This is a genomic window from Burkholderia sp. FL-7-2-10-S1-D7 (genome assembly GCF_001524185.1).
Classification (GTDB): Bacteria; Pseudomonadota; Gammaproteobacteria; order Burkholderiales; family Burkholderiaceae; genus Burkholderia; species Burkholderia diffusa.
Genome location: NZ_LOWY01000090.1, coordinates 136,836 through 152,208 on the forward strand (window position 1 = coordinate 136,836; position 15,373 = coordinate 152,208).

The following is a 15,373-nucleotide window of genomic DNA, read 5'->3' on the forward strand; positions in this document are numbered from 1 at the left end:
CCATCGTGCCGGTAGCCCATCTGTACATCCTGGAAGGCCGCGACGACGACAAGAAGGAACGCCTGATCGCCGAAGTCACCGAAGCCATCCATCGCTCGCTCGACGCACCGCTCGAATCGGTGCGCGTGATCATCACCGAGATGCCGAAGGCGCACTTCGGGATCGGCGGGCAAAGCGCGAAGAAGCGCGGGCGCTGACGCGCCCGCACCATCGAAATCGACTGGAGGAAGTCATGTCAACCAATCCCGAACTGGGCCGCCGGATCGTCGCGGCCGGTCTCGACACCAACTATCACGACGTCGGCGACGGGCCGCCCGTGCTGCTGATCCACGGTTCGGGGCCGGGTGTCACGGCCTACGCGAACTGGCGGCTCACGATGCCCGCGCTCGCCGAGCGGTTTCGCGTGATCGCACCGGACATGGCCGGATTCGGCGAAACCGAGCGGCCGCGCGATTACGTGTATTCGATGGACCACTGGGTCGACCACGCACTCGGCGTGCTCGATGCGCTCGGCGTCGAGCGCGCACATGTGATCGGCAATTCGTTCGGCGGCGCGCTGGCGCTCGCGCTGGCGATCCGGGCGCCGGAGCGCGTCGGCCGGCTCGTGCTGATGGGCGCGGCCGGCACGCGCTTCACGCTGACCGAAGGGCTCGACGCGGTGTGGGGCTACACGCCGTCGATCGCGAACATGCGCGGCCTGCTGGACGTCTTCGCGTTCGATCGCACGCTCGTGAACGAGGAGCTGGCGAAGCTGCGCTACGACGCGAGCGTGCGGCCCGGCTACCAGGAGGCATTCGCGAACATGTTTCCGGCCCCGCGCCAGCGCTGGGTCGATGCGCTCGCGAGCGACGAGGTGAAACTGCGCGCGCTGCCGCACGACACACTGATCGTCCATGGCCGCGAGGATCGCGTGATTCCGCTGTCAAGTTCGCAGAAGCTGTTCGAACTGCTGCCGAATGCACAGTTGCATGTGTTCGGCCGGTGCGGGCACTGGACGCAGATCGAACACGCGGCACGGTTCAACCGGCTCGTGATCGATCACTTCAGCGAGTAGCCGGCGGAGGCGGCGCGCAGGACGACCATAAAAAATCAAATCAGTAAAACGAATATTGGAGACATCGATGAAACGAAAGGCTGCATTCGGACTGGTCTCGCTCGCCGCGTGCGCGGGCATGGTGCTGAGCACGGGCGCATCGGCGACGGAGGGCGGCAGCGATACGATCGGCGAGGGCGCGGAAGCGTTCTTCGCCGGCGCGCTGCCGCCGGCCGGGCTATACACGCTGTTGTACTACACGCATTACCATGCGTCGCGCTTCGACGATTCGCATGGAAACAGCTCCGTTCCGGGTTTCAAGCTCGATGCCGACGTGCTGATTCCTCGCGTCGTCTGGATGTCTAACCTGTCGGTGCTCGGCGGGCGCTACGGCGCGTATGCGGTGCTGCCGATGGAGCACCTGGCGCTGGACGCGGGCGGCCAGTCGTTCGACCGCACCAATCTCGGCGACCTGATCGTCAGCCCCGCGCTGATCGCATGGGGATCGGGCGCGCTGCGCACCGTCGCGGCGATCGAGTTCGTGTTTCCGACCGGACAGTACGATGCACACGCGGCGCTGAACACCGGGAAGAACTATTACACCGCGCGGCCGGTGTTCGGCGTGTCGTGGTTGCCGAACGAGAAGATCGAGGTGTCCGCGAAGATGACCTACAGCTTCAACTCGCCGAACAACGACACCCATTACCACTCGGGGAACCTGTTCCACATCGATTACTCGGCGAGCTATGCGGTCACGCCGAAGGCGCGTGTCGGACTGTCCGGTTACTTCGTCAAGCAGACCACCGACGACATGCAGAACGGGCAGCCGGTCGCGGGCGACGGCTTTCGCGGACAGACGTTCGCGATCGGGCCCGGCTTCCGTTACCAGTTCGGCAAGATCAGCGTGGAGGCGCGCGTCGTGAAGGAGTTCTTCGTGCGCAACCGGCCGGCCGGCGAGGCCGTGTGGGCGAAGGCCGTCATTCCGTTCTGACGGCGCCGTCGTTGCCGAGCAGCACGCTGTCCGTGCCGGCGTTGGCGGGGGCCGGTCTCGGCGTGGCGCTGGTGCCGGCAGCGCGCTGCCGGATCGGCGGGGAATGGGGGGAGGTACAGCAGTATCTGGCGATGCTGGGCGGGCGCGCCGCGTAAGCGTGCGGCCCGCGCCGGCATCACGTGGTCATTCCTCGTCCATCAACCGGACCTTGACCCGCTTGCCCTTGATCTTCCCCGCATTGAGCTTGCGCAGCGCGTCGCGCGCGACGCCGCGCTCGATCGCGACGTAGGTCGAGAACTCGGTCACGTTGATCTTGCCGATCTGCTTGCCGTCGAACCCCGCGTCGCCGGTCAGCGCGCCGAGCACGTCGCCCGGCCGGATCTTGTCCTTGCGGCCCCCGAGGATCTGCAGCGTTTCCATCGGCGGCAGCAGCGTGTCGTTGCCGGCCGGCTTCAGTTCCGCGAGCGGATGCCATTCGACTTCGCGCTTCTGCGCCTGCTCGATCGCGCCGACGCGCCCCATCTCGTCCATGCTGGCGAGGCTCAGCGCCCAGCCTGCCTGGTCCGCGCGGCCGGTGCGGCCGATGCGGTGCACGTGCACTTCGGGGTCGGGCGTCACGTCGACGTTGATCACCGCCTCGAGCTGCGCGATGTCGAGCCCGCGCGCGGCGACGTCGGTCGCGACCAGCACCGAGCAGCTGCGGTTCGCGAACTGGATCAGCACCTGGTCGCGTTCGCGCTGGTCGAGCTCGCCGTGCAACGCGAGCGCGTGGAAGCCCTGTGCGTGCAGCACGTCGAGCAGGTCGCGGCATTGCTGCTTGGTGTTGCAGAACGCGATCGTGCTCACCGGACGGTAGTGGTTCAGCAACTGGCCGACCGCGTGCAGCCGCTCGGTTTCGGTCACTTCATAGAAGCGTTGGCGGATCTTGCTGTCGTCGTGGCGCTCCTCGAGCTTCACTTCCTTCGGATTGCGCAGGAACTGCTGGCTCAGCTTCGCGATGCCATCCGGATAGGTCGCCGAGAACAGCAGCGTCTGGCGCGTCGTCGGGCACATCCGCGCGACCTTCGCGATGTCGTCGAAGAAGCCCATGTCGAGCATCCGGTCGGCTTCGTCGAGCACGAGCGTGTTCAGCGCGTCGAGCTTCAGGTTGCCGCGGTCGAGGTGATCCATGATGCGGCCCGGCGTGCCGACGACGATATGCGCGCCATGCTCGAGGCTCTGCGCCTGCGGCCGCATCGGCGTGCCGCCGCAGAGCGTCAGCACCTTCACGTTTTCCTCGGCGCGCGCCAGGCGGCGCACTTCCTGCGCGACCTGGTCGGCGAGCTCGCGCGTCGGGCACAGGATCATCGCCTGCACGTCGAAGCGGCGCGCGTCGAGGCGCGCCAGCAGCGCGAGCGAGAACGCGGCGGTCTTGCCGCTGCCCGTCTTCGCCTGCGCGATGAGGTCCTGGCCAGCCAGCGCGATCGGCAGGCTCGCGGCCTGGATCGGCGTCATGTCGACATAGCCGAGCTGCGCGAGGTTCGCGAGCGAGGCGGGCGTCAGCGGCAGTGCGCTGAACGGTGTAGCGGTCGATTGGGTCATGTCAGGAGAGATCTCCGAGGTAGGGGCGGCCTTCCATCTGTTCGTAGACGACGTTCCCTTCATCGTCCTCGAAACGTTCGAGATAGTTGCGCGCGCCGCACAGCGGACAGCGGAACAGCAGCCCCTGGCCTTCGTCCTTGATGACGACGTCGGACGTCTCCCACTGCGTGCCGCAGCTCTGGTTTCGGCAGGTAAACACGGTCTTTCTCCAGCTGAATTCGGTTGATGGCGCGCCCGGCGGGCGCGGCAACGGCGTGCGGCGCTCGCGCGGCTCGGGCGCGGGCCGCATCGGGCGTCGCTTAGATTGCGTCGATGCGGATGATGGATCGGGCGGCGACGGGGTCGCGCGTGCCGCAATTCTAGCGGAAGCGAGGAGGCGAATGCGGACGATCGGCTGCGGGGGGCCGGTTGCGGACGACCGGCTGCGGACGAGCGGTTGCGGGCGACCGGCTGCGGGCGACCGGCTGCGGGCGATGCCTGCAAGGACAGCGCGCATTCAGCGTCCGTTGTTTCCGGAAAACAGGCCCCGATCGCCGCCATGACGAAAAATGGCCGCCCCGGAGGGCGGCCGTGTCGTGCGGCGCAACGGTGCCCTGCGGTGCCGCGCGGCACCCGGACGCGTTACAGCGCCACGTCGGCCGCTGCCTTTGCGGGGCGCGCCGGGGCGGTGCCCGTCGCCTGCGACGGCGCCGTCAGGTCGATCTTCGGCGGCGGCGAGAGCTGCAGCACGTCGCTCGTGTACGTCCATTCCTCGACGACCTTCGCCGGGCTGTCGTTCAGCTTCGTGCCGTAGCTCGGCACGATCTGGCGGATCTTCTGCTGCCATTCGGGCGTCGCGACCTTGTCCTTGAACACCTTCTGCATCAGGTTCAGCATGATCGGCGCGGCCGTCGACGCACCCGGCGATGCGCCGAGCAGGCCCGCGATGCTGCCGTCCTGCGAGCTGACGATCTCGGTGCCGAGCTTCAGCACGCCGCCCTTCTTCGGGTCGCGCTTGATGATCTGCACGCGCTGGCCGGCCTGCCACAGGCGCCAGTCTTCCTTCTTCGCGTCCGGGAAATATTCCTTCAGCGCGTTGAAGCGGTCGTCGTCGGACAGCATCAGCTGGCCCGCGAGGTACTGGACGAGCGGGAATTCGTCGACGCCCACGCGCATCATCGGCGCGACGTTGTGCAGGTTGGTGCTCTTCGCGAGGTCGAAGTACGAGCCGTTCTTCAGGAACTTGGTCGAGAACGTCGCGAACGGCCCGAACAGGATGATCTTCTTGCCGTCGATGATGCGCGTGTCGAGGTGCGGCACCGACATCGGCGGCGAGCCGACCGACGCCTTGCCGTACGCCTTCGCGAGGTGGCGCTTCACGACCGCGGGGTTGTCGGTCACGAGGAACGAGCCGCCGACCGGGAACGCGCCGTAGTCCTGCGCCTCGGGGATGCCCGACGCCTGCAGCAGGTGCAGCGCACCGCCGCCCGCGCCGATGAACACGAACTTCGCGTCGACGGATTGCGGCGGCTCATCCGAATGCAGCTTCACCCACGACACGTGCCACGTGCCGTCGGCGTTGCGCGTGATCTCGCGCACTTCGCTCGACAGCGACAGCGTGAAGTTCGGCTGCGTCTTCAGGTAGCCGACGAACTGGCGCGTGATCTCGCCGAAGTTCACGTCGGTGCCGATCGGTGTCCACGTCGCGGCGACCTTCTGCTTGCGGTCGCGGCCTTCCATCATCAGCGGCACCCACTGCTTGATCTGGTCGTAGTCTTCCGAATACTGCATGCCGCGGAACAGCGGGCTCGCCTGCAGCGCGTCGTAGCGCTTCTTCAGGAAGCGGACGTTGTCGTCGCCCCACACGAAGCTCATGTGCGGTGTCGAGTTGATGAACGAATGCGGGTTCTTCAGCACGCCCTGCTTGACCTGCCACGCCCAGAACTGGCGCGAGATCTGGAACGACTCGTTGATCTCGATGGCCTTCGAGATGTCGATCTTGCCGTCCGCCTTCTCCGGCGTGTAGTTCAGCTCCGCAAGCGCCGAGTGGCCGGTGCCCGCGTTGTTCCAGCCGTTCGAGCTTTCCAGCGCGACGCCGTCGAGGCGTTCGACCATCGTCATCGACCAGTCGGGCTGAAGCTCGTGCAGCCACACGCCGAGCGTCGAGCTCATGATGCCGCCGCCCACCAGCAGGACGTCGACCTTCTTCGTATCGGCCGCGTGCGCGGACGACGCAGCGACGCACAGCGCGAGCGCCGACAGTATTACCCGTAACGTTTTGATCACAACAGATCCCTTCTTCAACTTGGATGTATCGGTTTGCCATGCCGCCCGGCCGATGCGGATTCGCGTTCGGCCCGCGCATCCGGATATCCGGACCGCGAATCCGGAACTCCGGACCGGCCGCGTTCGCCGTTGCATTTGCGCACGCGAAGCCGTTGCGAAGGACACCTTCGGATCGGCTTCATGCGCGCACGCAATCGCATGCTTCACGTTCGCGCCACGCGTGCGCAAGCCTGTGCCGCAGGCCTCGCCGGACGGCGCTTCAGGCTGCGTCGAAAGAGGGCGCGCACCATGCGTTCCGCGGGGGCGGGATGGCAAGGGGCGCGTAATATAACCGAACTCGATTCCCGTGTCGCACGCGCGGAATATCCTTGTTTTCGTGGGGTTTTTTGCGTGTCCGGGTTTCCGGAATGACGATGCGCGGAACCGGAAAAACGGCGGGGACGGACGGGGCGCGACGCGCGCGATATCGATACTTCATCCGGACCGCGGCGTTGCACCGCGATCCGGTTCCGATCACTTCCTCACTTGGACGAACCGCTCCGGCAGAACTGGTCGTACCCCAGCGCCGAATTCGCGAAGCCTTGCGCCTTCGCGAGTTCCCACGGACGCTCGCATTGCTGCGTTCGCTCGCACCATGCGTAGCCGGCCGAGCCGATGCAGCCGTGCACGTCGCGATCGCCGCCGACGACCGGCGGCGCGGCCTGGGCTGTTTGCGCCGTCTGCGCGGCCTGTGTGTCGTGGCCGGCGACATCGGGCGGGAGCGGAGAAGCCGGCTCATTCGCGCACGCGGCCAATGCAAACGCGCAGGCGATCATGGCGGCAATCGACGCGGAAGAAATGCAATGCTTCATACGGTAGCGCTCCATGGGATGAGGTTCGACGGTGGATGCCCGCGCACGGGCGCTTGAACGATTCGATCACGCATCCGGCACCGGCACGCGCGACGAGAACTTGACCTCGCGCAGCGCGAGGCTCGACTGGATCGACGACACGCCGGCCTGCTTCCTCAGCACGCGTTCGACGAATTCCGCATACGCGTCCAGATCGGCTGCGACGACCTGCAGGATGTAGTCGGCCGCGCCGGTGATCTTGTGGCACGACGTCACTTCGTCGTAACGCCGCATCACGTCCTCGAAGTGGTCCGAATCCTGGTCCGAATGCATGGTGAACGTGACCTGCACGAACGCGAACACGTTCATCCCGAGCGCGCGGCGGTCCAGGTTCGCCTGGTAGCCGGTGATCACGCCTTCGTCCTCGAGCCGCTTGCGCCGCCGCCAGCACGGCGTGACGCTCAGCGACAGCCGTTCGCCGAGCGTCGCGTTGGAGAGCGCGCCGTCTTCCTGCAGCAGGCGGAGCATCGCGCGATCGACGCCGTCCAGTTCCACCGAAGCGCGATTTTTGCTCATTCCAGAGTCTCCGTAGGCGATTTTCTCAAAATTGTATGAAACGGGGAGGTGAAAAGCAAAGTTATTGCCAGCTGGCGTCAATAGACTGTTGCCACCCCCTTGAAGCATTCAATGCAAAGGTCAACCATGCTCACGGTCTACAGCAGCGATCACCATCTGCATCGCGGCGTCGAACTGAAGGACGGCGCGATCACCGATTCGTTCGAGAACCCCCTTCGCGCCGAGACGGTGCTCGCGCAGGTCCGCGCGTCCGGTCTCGGCGACGTGATCGCGCCGCGCGCGTTCGACCGCGCGTGCTATGCGGGCGCGCACAGCACGCGCTATGTCGACTTCCTCGCCGGCGCATGGGACGAATGGACCGCGACCGGCCGCACCTGCCAGGCGCTGCCGCTCGTATGGCCGGTGCGCGCGATGCCGTCGGCCGCGACGCTGCCCGACTTCATCGACGGCAAGCTCGGCTTCTTCGCGATGGATGCCGGGGCACCGATCAACGCCGGCACGTGGGACGCGGTGAGCGCGAGCGCGAACTCGGCGCTTACCGGCACCGACCTGCTGTCGAACGGCGGTGCGCGCGCGGCATTCGCGCTGTGCCGCCCGCCCGGCCACCATGCGGGCCGCGAGTACATGGGCGGCTACTGCTACCTGAACAACGCGGCGATCGCCGCGCAGCACGGCATCGCGAGCGGTGCCGCGCGCGTCGCCGTGCTCGATGTCGACTTCCACCACGGCAACGGCACGCAGGACATCTTCTACGCGCGTTCGGACGTGCTGTTCGCGTCGCTGCACGGCGAGCCGGCCGTGTCGTACCCGTACTTCTCCGGCTACGCGGACGAGCGCGGCGCGGGCGCGGGCGAAGGCTTCAACCTGAACCTGCCGCTGTCGAAGGGCGCGCAGTGGGATACCTATGCGACGGCGCTCGGCCAGGCCGCCGCCGCGATCGCGAAGCACGCGCCCGACCTGCTCGTCGTGTCGCTCGGCGTCGATACGTTCGAGCACGATCCGATCAGCCATTTCAAGCTGCGCTCGCCCGACTACCTGCGGATCGGCGAAGCGCTCGCGCGCCTGAACCTGCCGACACTGTTCGTGATGGAAGGCGGCTACATGGTCGAGGAAATCGGCATCAACGCGGTGAACGTGCTGCTCGGCTTCGAAGGGTGCGCGTGACCGCATCGCTTCGCCTGCAATCAACGACGGTCCTGATCACGAACCAGGAACAACAAGGAAGGAGACGAACATGAATCGACATCGGAAGACAGCGGCATGCGCGAGCGCGGCCGCGCTGGCGTGCGCATGGCCTGCGTTGTCCGCGCACGCGGACGACGTCGTGCGCATCGGGCACGTCGCGCCGCTGACCGGCGCGATCGCGCACCTCGGCAAGGACAGCGAGAATGGTGCGCGGCTCGCGGTCGAGGAGATCAACGCGAAGGGGCTCGTGATCGGCGGCAGGAAGGTCACGCTGCAGCTCGACGCGCAGGACGACGCAGGCGACCCGCGCACCGCGACGCAGGTCGCGCAGCGGCTCGTCGACGACAAGGTGGTCGGCGTCGTCGGCCATCACAACTCGGGCACGTCGATCCCGGCGTCGCGCGTCTATCGCGATGGCGGCGTCGTGCAGATCTCGCAGGCCGCGACCAACCCGACGTACACGCAGCAGGGCTTCAAGACGACCTATCGCGTGGTCGCGACCGATGCGCAGCAGGGGCCCGCGCTGGCGATGTATGCGGCGAAGAACATGGGCATCAGGACGGTGGCCGTGGTCGACGATTCGACCGCGTACGGGCAGGGCCTGGCGACCGAGTTCGAGAAGGCGGCGAAGTCGGCCGGGATCAAGGTCATCTCGCGCGACGCGACCAACGACAAGGCGATCGACTTCCGCGCGATTCTCACGAAGATCAAGGGCGAGAACCCCGACGCGATCATGTACGGCGGGATGGACGCAACCGGCGGCCCGCTCGCGAAGCAGGCGCGCCAGCTCGGCATTCGCGCCAGGATCCTCGCCGGCGATGGCGTGTGCTCGACCGACCTGCCGAAGCTCGCGGGCCCGGCATCGGACAACGTCGTGTGCTCGGAAGCCGGCATCGCGCTCGAGAAGATGCCGGGCGGCGCGGCGTTCGTGAAGCGTTACGACGCGCGCTATCACCAGCCGATGCAGGTGTATGCGCCGTTCTCGTACGACGCGGTGTACATCATCGTCGACGCGATGAAGCGCGCGAACTCGACGGATCCGGCGAAGGTGCTCGCCGCCATGCCGGCGACCGATTATCGTGGTGTGATCGGCGAAACGAGCTTCACGCCGCAAGGCGATTTGAAGCATGGCGCGATCTCGGTGTTCACGTACAAGAGCGGCAAGAAGGCGCTGCTCGATATCGTCCGGATGTGACGCAGGCGGGGCGCACGGCGCGGCTTGCGCGCTCGCGCGCCCGGTTGCGTCACGACGCGCGTGACGACGCCTGCACGCGGCGCGGGTCGGCCCGGCGCTGCTGTTCGGCGTCGTGCACGATGTGCAGCTCGCGCGTGCGGATGGGCAGTACGCAGTCCGCATCGGCAAGCGTCTTGCGCACCTGACGCGCGAGGCGCCAGCGCAGCGCCCAGAACGTGTCGGTGTGCGTCCACACACGCATGTTCGCGATCGCGGTGCTGTCGTCGAAACGCATCACCATCACGTCCGGTGCGGGCTCTTGCAGGACGTCGGGGTCGGCCTCGGCCAGCGCACGCAGCGCGTCGAGTGCGCGATCGATGTCGTCGTGCACCGACACTTCCACTTCGAGATCGAGACGGCGCGTCGGATTGCGCGTGTAGTTGCGGATCGCGCTGCCCCACAGCGCGCTGTTCGGCACGTATTCGCAGATGCCGTCCGGCTTCGTCAGCCGCGTCATGAAGAGCCCGACCTCGTCCACCGTCCCGGCGACGCTCGCGCCGCCGTCGATGAAGTCGCCCACCTTGAATGGCCGCAGCAACAACAGCATGATGCCGGCCGCGATGTTCTGCATCGTGCCCTGCAACGCGAGCCCGATCGCGAGGCCGGCCGCGCCGAGCACCGCGACGACGCTCGCGGTTTCGATGCCGAGCTGCGACAGCGCGCCGACGATCGCGACGATGCGGATGCCCCACACGGCGACGTCGCAGAGGATCGGCCGCAGCGTGTCGTCGACGCGCTCCTTGTTCGCGAGCAGCCGGTTCAGCCAGCGGCCGATGCGTTTCGACAGCCACCAGCCCGCGACGAGCAGCGCGAGGGCGGCGCAGAGCCTGAGCGAGAGTGTGGACAACGCGTTCCACAGGAACGTCCAGCGTTCCGGATGAAGATGATCGAGAAACATGACGGGATTCCGGGTTGAGCGGGCAAGCGCGTGACGGGTGCCGGCGTCCGTCATGGACGGACGGGCATGCGCTCGCGCGTGGGCAACCCTCGACTGTACACGGCGTGCGGGTTTTCGCGCGAACGCATGGGTGACGGCACGCGATCTCCGGTTTCGCGGCCAGCGCGGTGCGGCGGTGTGGTTTTCCGCGGAAACGGGCTCGTCGGATGCCCGCGCTACGACCTCGATCTCGACCGCTCGCCGCTCGCAGACGCACGGTCCGCGATGCCGGCCGCAAGCGGCGATGCGGTCGCCACGCCGGACGGCGTGGCGAAGATCGACGGGATCGCGCAGCTTAGCCCAGCGGCCAGTTCAGGATCGCGATGCCGTCGTTGTAGTCGCCGTCCGTGCCGTCTTCCGAGCCGACCAGCCCGAAGTAGGTTTTCTTGAAAATGTCGACCTGGCGCGAGCCGATCTTCGACGGCTTGCCGTTCGCCGTCACGATCACGCGCACCTTCCCCTTGCCCGAGTTCAGGATCTGCGTGTTCAGGTTCGCGTCCTGCGTGCCGGCGCCCTGGAACGTCGCGGCCGGCTTCGGGTTGTCGTCGACATAGACTTCGATCGTCTGCTGCGCGGACGAATTGACCCGCGCCGTCACGCCGAACGCGATGTTCGGCGGCAGGTTGAAGACGCCGTCGCGCTCGCCGCCGCCGGTCGTTGTGGGTTCCGGCTGCGCGGGTTGCGGCGTCGCCTTCGAGAAGTAATTGACGACCGCGCCGACGCCGAATTTCGCCGCCGCGCCGGGCAGGACACCGGGCGCGCCGGCCCACGTCACCGTGCACGCGATCACCTGGCCCGCCGCGTCGGCCTTCACCTTGTTCTGCCAGCTGCCGACGTCGAAGCTGTACGGGATGGTCGCGATGTCGACGAACACGTCGTATTGCGGCAATTTTTCCACGAGCTGCGCGGTCATGAACTGATGCATCCGGTCGAGCACCGCCTGGTCGCCGTTCGCCTGTACGGCGTTTGCGTCGTTGCCGGCGAGTTGGAGAAGCGCATACAGGTCGTCGTGGGTAAAGGGTTGTGTCATGTCGTCCTCGTTTTGATGGATTGTCTTGCGTGACGCGGCCGGCGATCGGATTTCGCCGTGTCGCGCGTGGCGCGGCGCGCGGGCAACCGATGGCGGCCCGCACGGATCGCAATGCGCGGTGGGCTCCGCCGTCATTGCGATCCGGAAAGCGGCGCGCCGGGCATGCCGCGCCGCGAATCTTCTTCAGCGTGCGTCGGTCAGCCGATCGGCCATTGCAGCACGACGATGCCGTCGTTGTAGTCGCTGTCGTGACCGTCTTCCGACACGACGATTCCGAAGTTGACCGTGAACGGCGAGCCGTCCGATTTCTTGCCGTTGATCGGCGCGAGGCGGGCATCGGTGGCCGACTTCTTGCCGTTTACCGTCACTTCGAAGCGGAGCTTGCCGTTGCCGGAATTCAGCGTGGCTTCGCGCGGGCCGTCGCGCGTGGTCAGCTTGTGATAGGCGGCGGGTTCCTTGCTGTCACCGATGAACAGCTTGATGTGCTGCTGCTCGGCGGCATTCGCGAAGAAAATCGCGCGGAAGTCGGTATTCGGCGGAATCGAAAACTCGCCGGCGCGATTCGAGGACGTTTGAGAGTCGGCCATGCTTGCCTCCTGAAGGTCGATGGATAAAGCATTTTGTGCGTCGCGCAAACGTTTGCCGTTTCAAACGCGACGCGGCCAGCATGGCGAAAAATAAATAAAAAAATATTCGACTGGGAATGGAAATTGTCCAGAAAATCGGATATCGAAACAGTTTTATTTAATGATGCGGGTTTAATCGAATAGGGTTCTGAATATCCGCGAAATGATATCGCTGCGCGTCACGCTTATTTGAACAATGAATGGGCGCGCGCGGAAATGGCGGGAGGATTGGGCCTCGGTGCCCGTCGGAACGGGCTGATTCATTCGTTCGATGTTGCGATGCGCTCGCCTGATACACCGGACAGGCGATTAATTTCGAGATTAGAGATATCGTGCACGGAGCGCGCGCGCTCGATATTCGGCGGCTTTTATTCAATTGGCCCGCTTGCCGGGCCCTCACGAGGATAGTGCGATGACGAAACCCGATATTCTGAAAGGCGAGATCAAGGGGCAGGCTCAGGACGCAGACCGTCACAACCTGGCGCGGCCCGCGGTGAATGGCGCGTTGTGGGCGCGCGGCCTGACGACGCAGCGCGTGGCGGACCTGTTCAGAACCCTGCCGGGCCTCCCGGGGCACTGGATGCAGCTGCAGAACGAAGTCAACGCAGGGAATCGCTATTTCTACGGTGTCCAGAACGGCCACCAGACGACCGACGAAGGAAAGGAACTGATCCGCTGGATCGCCGACGCGGTGGTCAGCGCCGCGCAGCGGGCGGGATTCGATTTTCCGTTGCAGCAGCTTAGGTTCACGGCCGATACGGGCTGGTTGAAGCTTCAGCGCGTGTCGGGGCGCGTGATGGTGTTGTCGCGGCCGTAAGCGTGGCGGACGGCTGTCGGCGTATCGACAGGTCGTGGGCAGGGCAGCCGCGGCAGCGGGAACGCGCGCGGCCATCGACGATCGATCATGGCCTCGCGCAGGCTGCCGACGGGATTACTGACCGAAGCGCTCTGCCACGGCGTCCTTCAACCGCGCGGCGGTGATCTCGCCCATGTGCGATTCGACGAGCTCGCCCTTCGCATCGAAGAACAGCGTCGTGGGCAGCCCGCGCGACCCGTACGCATGCATCGCACGCAACGGCGGATCGAGCAGCACGTTGTCGAAGCGTAGCCCCTGCTGTTCGAGGAACGCGCGCACCGCTTGCGCGTTTTCCCCCTGGTTGAGCATCAGCACCGTGATGCCGGGATGCTCGCGCTGCGCTTGTTCGAGGATCGGCATCTCGCGCCGGCAAGGCGCGCACCACGTCGCCCACAGGTTCACGACGACCGGCTTGCCGGCAAAGCGTTGCGGCAGCACGGGCGTCGAATCGAGCGCTTCGAGCTGCATCGCGGCGAACGGCGGCGCGGTGCGCTGCAGCGTCGCGAGCGTGCCTTGCTCGATGCCCCATGCGGCGAGACCCGCGACGATGCCGGCTGCCACCGGGCGGCGCAGGGCGGGCAGGCGACGCAGCCGCCACACGGCGAACACGAGCGCGGCGGCGACGCCGATGCGCCAGTCGAAGCCGCCGTCGCCGAGCGCGATGATGGCGCGTGGCGCCGCCGCATATTCGCGCCACCATCGCACGACATAGCCGACGCGCGCGGCGACCAGCCCGAGCAGCAGCACGTCGAGGATCAGGCTCGATGCGGTCTTGTGCTGGCCGTCGGGCGGGCGGCGCTGGATGAAGCGGGCGACGAGCCACGCCAGCAGCGCGGCGGCGGCTACCGCGACGACGCGGATCGAGAAGGGACCGATGCTCAACATGGGAAGAAAAAGGTGCGGGGATCGTGGATCGACCGGTGAAGGCGACACCGTTGCCGGTCATGTGGCGTTTCGACCCTGCGCGACACACGCGGGTTCCCGTTGCGCGCGCGACATGCGTCGCCCTGCGCCCGCGCATTGCATGCTGAGTACCCGCATTCAGGATGACGTTGCATTCGTCGAAGCATCTCGAAGCATCAGGTCGACTGACGATCGCGCGGCACCGGCAATTACTGCCTGTTTCCGCCGGAGCCAGGCGACGCGCCGCCGAGCCGGTACGCTGTGAAGAACTCGTACCACGGCGAACCCTGACCGACCGGCACGCCGAGTGTCGACGTCCGCTGCTTCAGTGCCGCGAACACGTCGTTGATGCGCGCGGCCTGCGCCGCATCGCTGAACGGACGCGCCTTCGCCCTGCCGGCCGCGAACGCGCCGTAGGCGATCGCGAGCAGGCGCGCGCTGTCGTCGATCGAGAAGATCGACCCGCTGATCGCTTCGACGAAGCGCGGCCGGTCCGCTTCGCGCGATGCGGCGATGCACTGGAACACGATCGCCGACACTTCGTGCAGGTCGTTCGCGTGCAGCAATGCCGGCAGGCGTGCGGCGATCCGGTCGGCCGGTTCCTCATGCAGCGCGGCGCCGAAGTCGAGCACCGCGGCCATCGGGTTGCCGTCCTGCTTCACGCGATCGAGCGCGGATGCGGACGCGGCGGCCGCTGCTTGTGCGACGGCGCCGGGCGCGCCGCGCAGCACGTCCGCCACCTGCTGCTGCCACTCCGGAAAGATCATCCGCACGTTGCCGAATTGCTCGCCGCCTTGCGCGGCCGGATTCCACCGGTAGACGATCGTGCCGCCGTGAATGAACGGCGAATACAGATGCTCGGGCGTTTGCGGCAGCGGCCGCCGGTTGATCGGCAGCCATGCGAGCGTCAGCCAGTCGTAGCGGCCGGTGGCAGGCACCGACGGGCTCGAACTCGCGACGACCTGCCAGGTGCCGCGGTTCGCATATCGCCGGCGCGCGTCGGGCACCGCGACGGTTTGCTGTTTCGCGGTATCGAAGTAGGTCGTGCCGGTCACGTTGTCGCCGCTGTCCGGGGCCGGCGTGAGGGTGGCGATGACCCACGATGCACCGTCGGCCGAACGATAGTCCGACGGCTGCAGCGTGGCGACGTCGTGCACCATGCGCGTTTCGGCGGCGACGGGGCTCGGCGTGAGATGGGCGGGACCGGCGACGATACTCGGCATGGACATTCCTCGGAATCGGGTGCGTATCGGCGCACGCGACGCAACGTGAAAGTGGGCGGCGCCGCATGCCGTCTCTCGTGACTGTAGGACGCCGCCGCCGGAA

At 66.6% G+C, this 15,373-nt stretch carries 16 protein-coding genes; 6 read left to right on the plus strand and 10 right to left on the minus strand.

All coding sequences use genetic code 11. The annotated features are described in order from the left end of the window. Positions 1–2: 2 nt before the first annotated feature. The 3 genes from WS75_RS27150 (at position 3) to WS75_RS27160 (ending at position 2,024) form a co-directional block, all read left to right on the plus strand. On the plus strand, positions 3–197 hold the full coding sequence (locus WS75_RS27150) for a 2-hydroxymuconate tautomerase (protein ID WP_257129466.1): 195 nt from the start codon (positions 3–5) through the stop codon (positions 195–197). 35 nt (positions 198–232) lie between these two features. After that, positions 233–1,054, plus strand: a complete 822-nt coding sequence (locus tag WS75_RS27155) for an alpha/beta fold hydrolase (protein ID WP_059685121.1) — start codon at positions 233–235, stop codon at positions 1,052–1,054. Positions 1,055–1,121: 67 nt separating this feature from the next. Then, positions 1,122–2,024: a SphA family protein gene (locus WS75_RS27160; RefSeq protein WP_059685123.1), complete on the plus strand. Its 903-nt coding sequence runs from the start codon at positions 1,122–1,124 to the stop codon at positions 2,022–2,024. Between the two features lie 183 nt (positions 2,025–2,207). Here WS75_RS27160 and dbpA read toward each other — a convergent pair whose 3' ends face one another. The 5 genes from dbpA to WS75_RS27190 form a co-directional block, all read right to left on the minus strand. Further along, complete coding sequence (dbpA, locus tag WS75_RS27170; protein ID WP_059685127.1) at positions 2,208–3,605, minus strand: ATP-dependent RNA helicase DbpA; 1,398 nt, start codon at positions 3,603–3,605, stop codon at positions 2,208–2,210. Position 3,606: 1 nt separating this feature from the next. Beyond that, the gene (locus WS75_RS27175; RefSeq protein ID WP_040140903.1) at positions 3,607–3,804 is read right to left on the minus strand and encodes a hypothetical protein; all 198 of its coding nucleotides are present in this window, start codon (positions 3,802–3,804) and stop codon (positions 3,607–3,609) included. Between the two features lie 422 nt (positions 3,805–4,226). Beyond that, positions 4,227–5,888, minus strand: a complete 1,662-nt coding sequence (gene mqo, locus WS75_RS27180) for a malate dehydrogenase (quinone) (protein WP_179948958.1) — start codon at positions 5,886–5,888, stop codon at positions 4,227–4,229. Positions 5,889–6,391: 503 nt separating this feature from the next. Then, positions 6,392–6,721 (minus strand): hypothetical protein, encoded by a 330-nt coding sequence (locus WS75_RS27185; RefSeq protein WP_059685245.1) that lies wholly within the window; start codon positions 6,719–6,721, stop codon positions 6,392–6,394. Between the two features lie 66 nt (positions 6,722–6,787). Continuing rightward, the gene (locus tag WS75_RS27190) at positions 6,788–7,276 is read right to left on the minus strand and encodes an Lrp/AsnC family transcriptional regulator (protein WP_059685131.1); all 489 of its coding nucleotides are present in this window, start codon (positions 7,274–7,276) and stop codon (positions 6,788–6,790) included. Positions 7,277–7,402: 126 nt separating this feature from the next. On the opposite strand from WS75_RS27190, the gene WS75_RS27195 reads away from it, so the two are divergent. Further along, positions 7,403–8,440, plus strand: a complete 1,038-nt coding sequence (locus WS75_RS27195; protein WP_059685132.1) for a histone deacetylase family protein — start codon at positions 7,403–7,405, stop codon at positions 8,438–8,440. Between the two features lie 70 nt (positions 8,441–8,510). Continuing rightward, positions 8,511–9,656: a branched-chain amino acid ABC transporter substrate-binding protein gene (locus WS75_RS27200; protein WP_059685133.1), complete on the plus strand. Its 1,146-nt coding sequence runs from the start codon at positions 8,511–8,513 to the stop codon at positions 9,654–9,656. 49 nt (positions 9,657–9,705) lie between these two features. Here WS75_RS27200 and WS75_RS27205 read toward each other — a convergent pair whose 3' ends face one another. From WS75_RS27205 to WS75_RS27215, 3 genes are all read right to left on the minus strand, one after another. Continuing rightward, the gene (locus WS75_RS27205; protein ID WP_059685136.1) at positions 9,706–10,593 is read right to left on the minus strand and encodes a mechanosensitive ion channel family protein; all 888 of its coding nucleotides are present in this window, start codon (positions 10,591–10,593) and stop codon (positions 9,706–9,708) included. A gap of 334 nt (positions 10,594–10,927) precedes the next feature. After that, on the minus strand, positions 10,928–11,662 hold the full coding sequence (locus tag WS75_RS27210) for a fucose-binding lectin II (protein ID WP_059685138.1): 735 nt from the start codon (positions 11,660–11,662) through the stop codon (positions 10,928–10,930). 197 nt (positions 11,663–11,859) lie between these two features. Beyond that, a complete protein-coding gene (locus WS75_RS27215) occupies positions 11,860–12,249 on the minus strand; it encodes a fucose-binding lectin II (RefSeq protein WP_059685142.1) in 390 nt (129 codons plus the stop codon). A gap of 451 nt (positions 12,250–12,700) precedes the next feature. Here WS75_RS27215 and WS75_RS27220 point away from each other — a divergent pair, with 451 nt between their 5' ends. Continuing rightward, a complete protein-coding gene (locus tag WS75_RS27220; RefSeq protein WP_059605000.1) occupies positions 12,701–13,105 on the plus strand; it encodes a hypothetical protein in 405 nt (134 codons plus the stop codon). Positions 13,106–13,219: 114 nt separating this feature from the next. Here WS75_RS27220 and WS75_RS27225 read toward each other — a convergent pair whose 3' ends face one another. Both WS75_RS27225 and WS75_RS27230 read right to left on the minus strand, forming a co-directional pair. Beyond that, complete coding sequence (locus tag WS75_RS27225; RefSeq protein ID WP_059685144.1) at positions 13,220–14,029, minus strand: TlpA family protein disulfide reductase; 810 nt, start codon at positions 14,027–14,029, stop codon at positions 13,220–13,222. Positions 14,030–14,256: 227 nt separating this feature from the next. Further along, a complete protein-coding gene (locus tag WS75_RS27230; protein WP_059685147.1) occupies positions 14,257–15,270 on the minus strand; it encodes a hypothetical protein in 1,014 nt (337 codons plus the stop codon). Positions 15,271–15,373 lie beyond the last annotated feature (103 nt).

What these genes read in the sequence shown, in the direction of transcription:
- WS75_RS27215 (WP_059685142.1), bottom strand. Translation starts at nt 12,249, where the DNA reads ATGGCCGACTCTCAAACGTCCTCGAATCGCGCCGGCGAGTTTTCGATT.
- dbpA (WP_059685127.1), bottom strand. Translation starts at nt 3,605, where the DNA reads ATGACCCAATCGACCGCTACACCGTTCAGCGCACTGCCGCTGACGCCC.
- WS75_RS27225 (WP_059685144.1), bottom strand. Translation starts at nt 14,029, where the DNA reads ATGTTGAGCATCGGTCCCTTCTCGATCCGCGTCGTCGCGGTAGCCGCC.
- WS75_RS27200 (WP_059685133.1), top strand. Translation starts at nt 8,511, where the DNA reads ATGAATCGACATCGGAAGACAGCGGCATGCGCGAGCGCGGCCGCGCTG.
- WS75_RS27185 (WP_059685245.1), bottom strand. Translation starts at nt 6,721, where the DNA reads ATGAAGCATTGCATTTCTTCCGCGTCGATTGCCGCCATGATCGCCTGC.
- WS75_RS27155 (WP_059685121.1), top strand. Translation starts at nt 233, where the DNA reads ATGTCAACCAATCCCGAACTGGGCCGCCGGATCGTCGCGGCCGGTCTC.
- WS75_RS27210 (WP_059685138.1), bottom strand. Translation starts at nt 11,662, where the DNA reads ATGACACAACCCTTTACCCACGACGACCTGTATGCGCTTCTCCAACTC.
- WS75_RS27195 (WP_059685132.1), top strand. Translation starts at nt 7,403, where the DNA reads ATGCTCACGGTCTACAGCAGCGATCACCATCTGCATCGCGGCGTCGAA.
- WS75_RS27190 (WP_059685131.1), bottom strand. Translation starts at nt 7,276, where the DNA reads ATGAGCAAAAATCGCGCTTCGGTGGAACTGGACGGCGTCGATCGCGCG.
- WS75_RS27160 (WP_059685123.1), top strand. Translation starts at nt 1,122, where the DNA reads ATGAAACGAAAGGCTGCATTCGGACTGGTCTCGCTCGCCGCGTGCGCG.
- WS75_RS27205 (WP_059685136.1), bottom strand. Translation starts at nt 10,593, where the DNA reads ATGTTTCTCGATCATCTTCATCCGGAACGCTGGACGTTCCTGTGGAAC.
- WS75_RS27220 (WP_059605000.1), top strand. Translation starts at nt 12,701, where the DNA reads ATGACGAAACCCGATATTCTGAAAGGCGAGATCAAGGGGCAGGCTCAG.
- WS75_RS27230 (WP_059685147.1), bottom strand. Translation starts at nt 15,270, where the DNA reads ATGCCGAGTATCGTCGCCGGTCCCGCCCATCTCACGCCGAGCCCCGTC.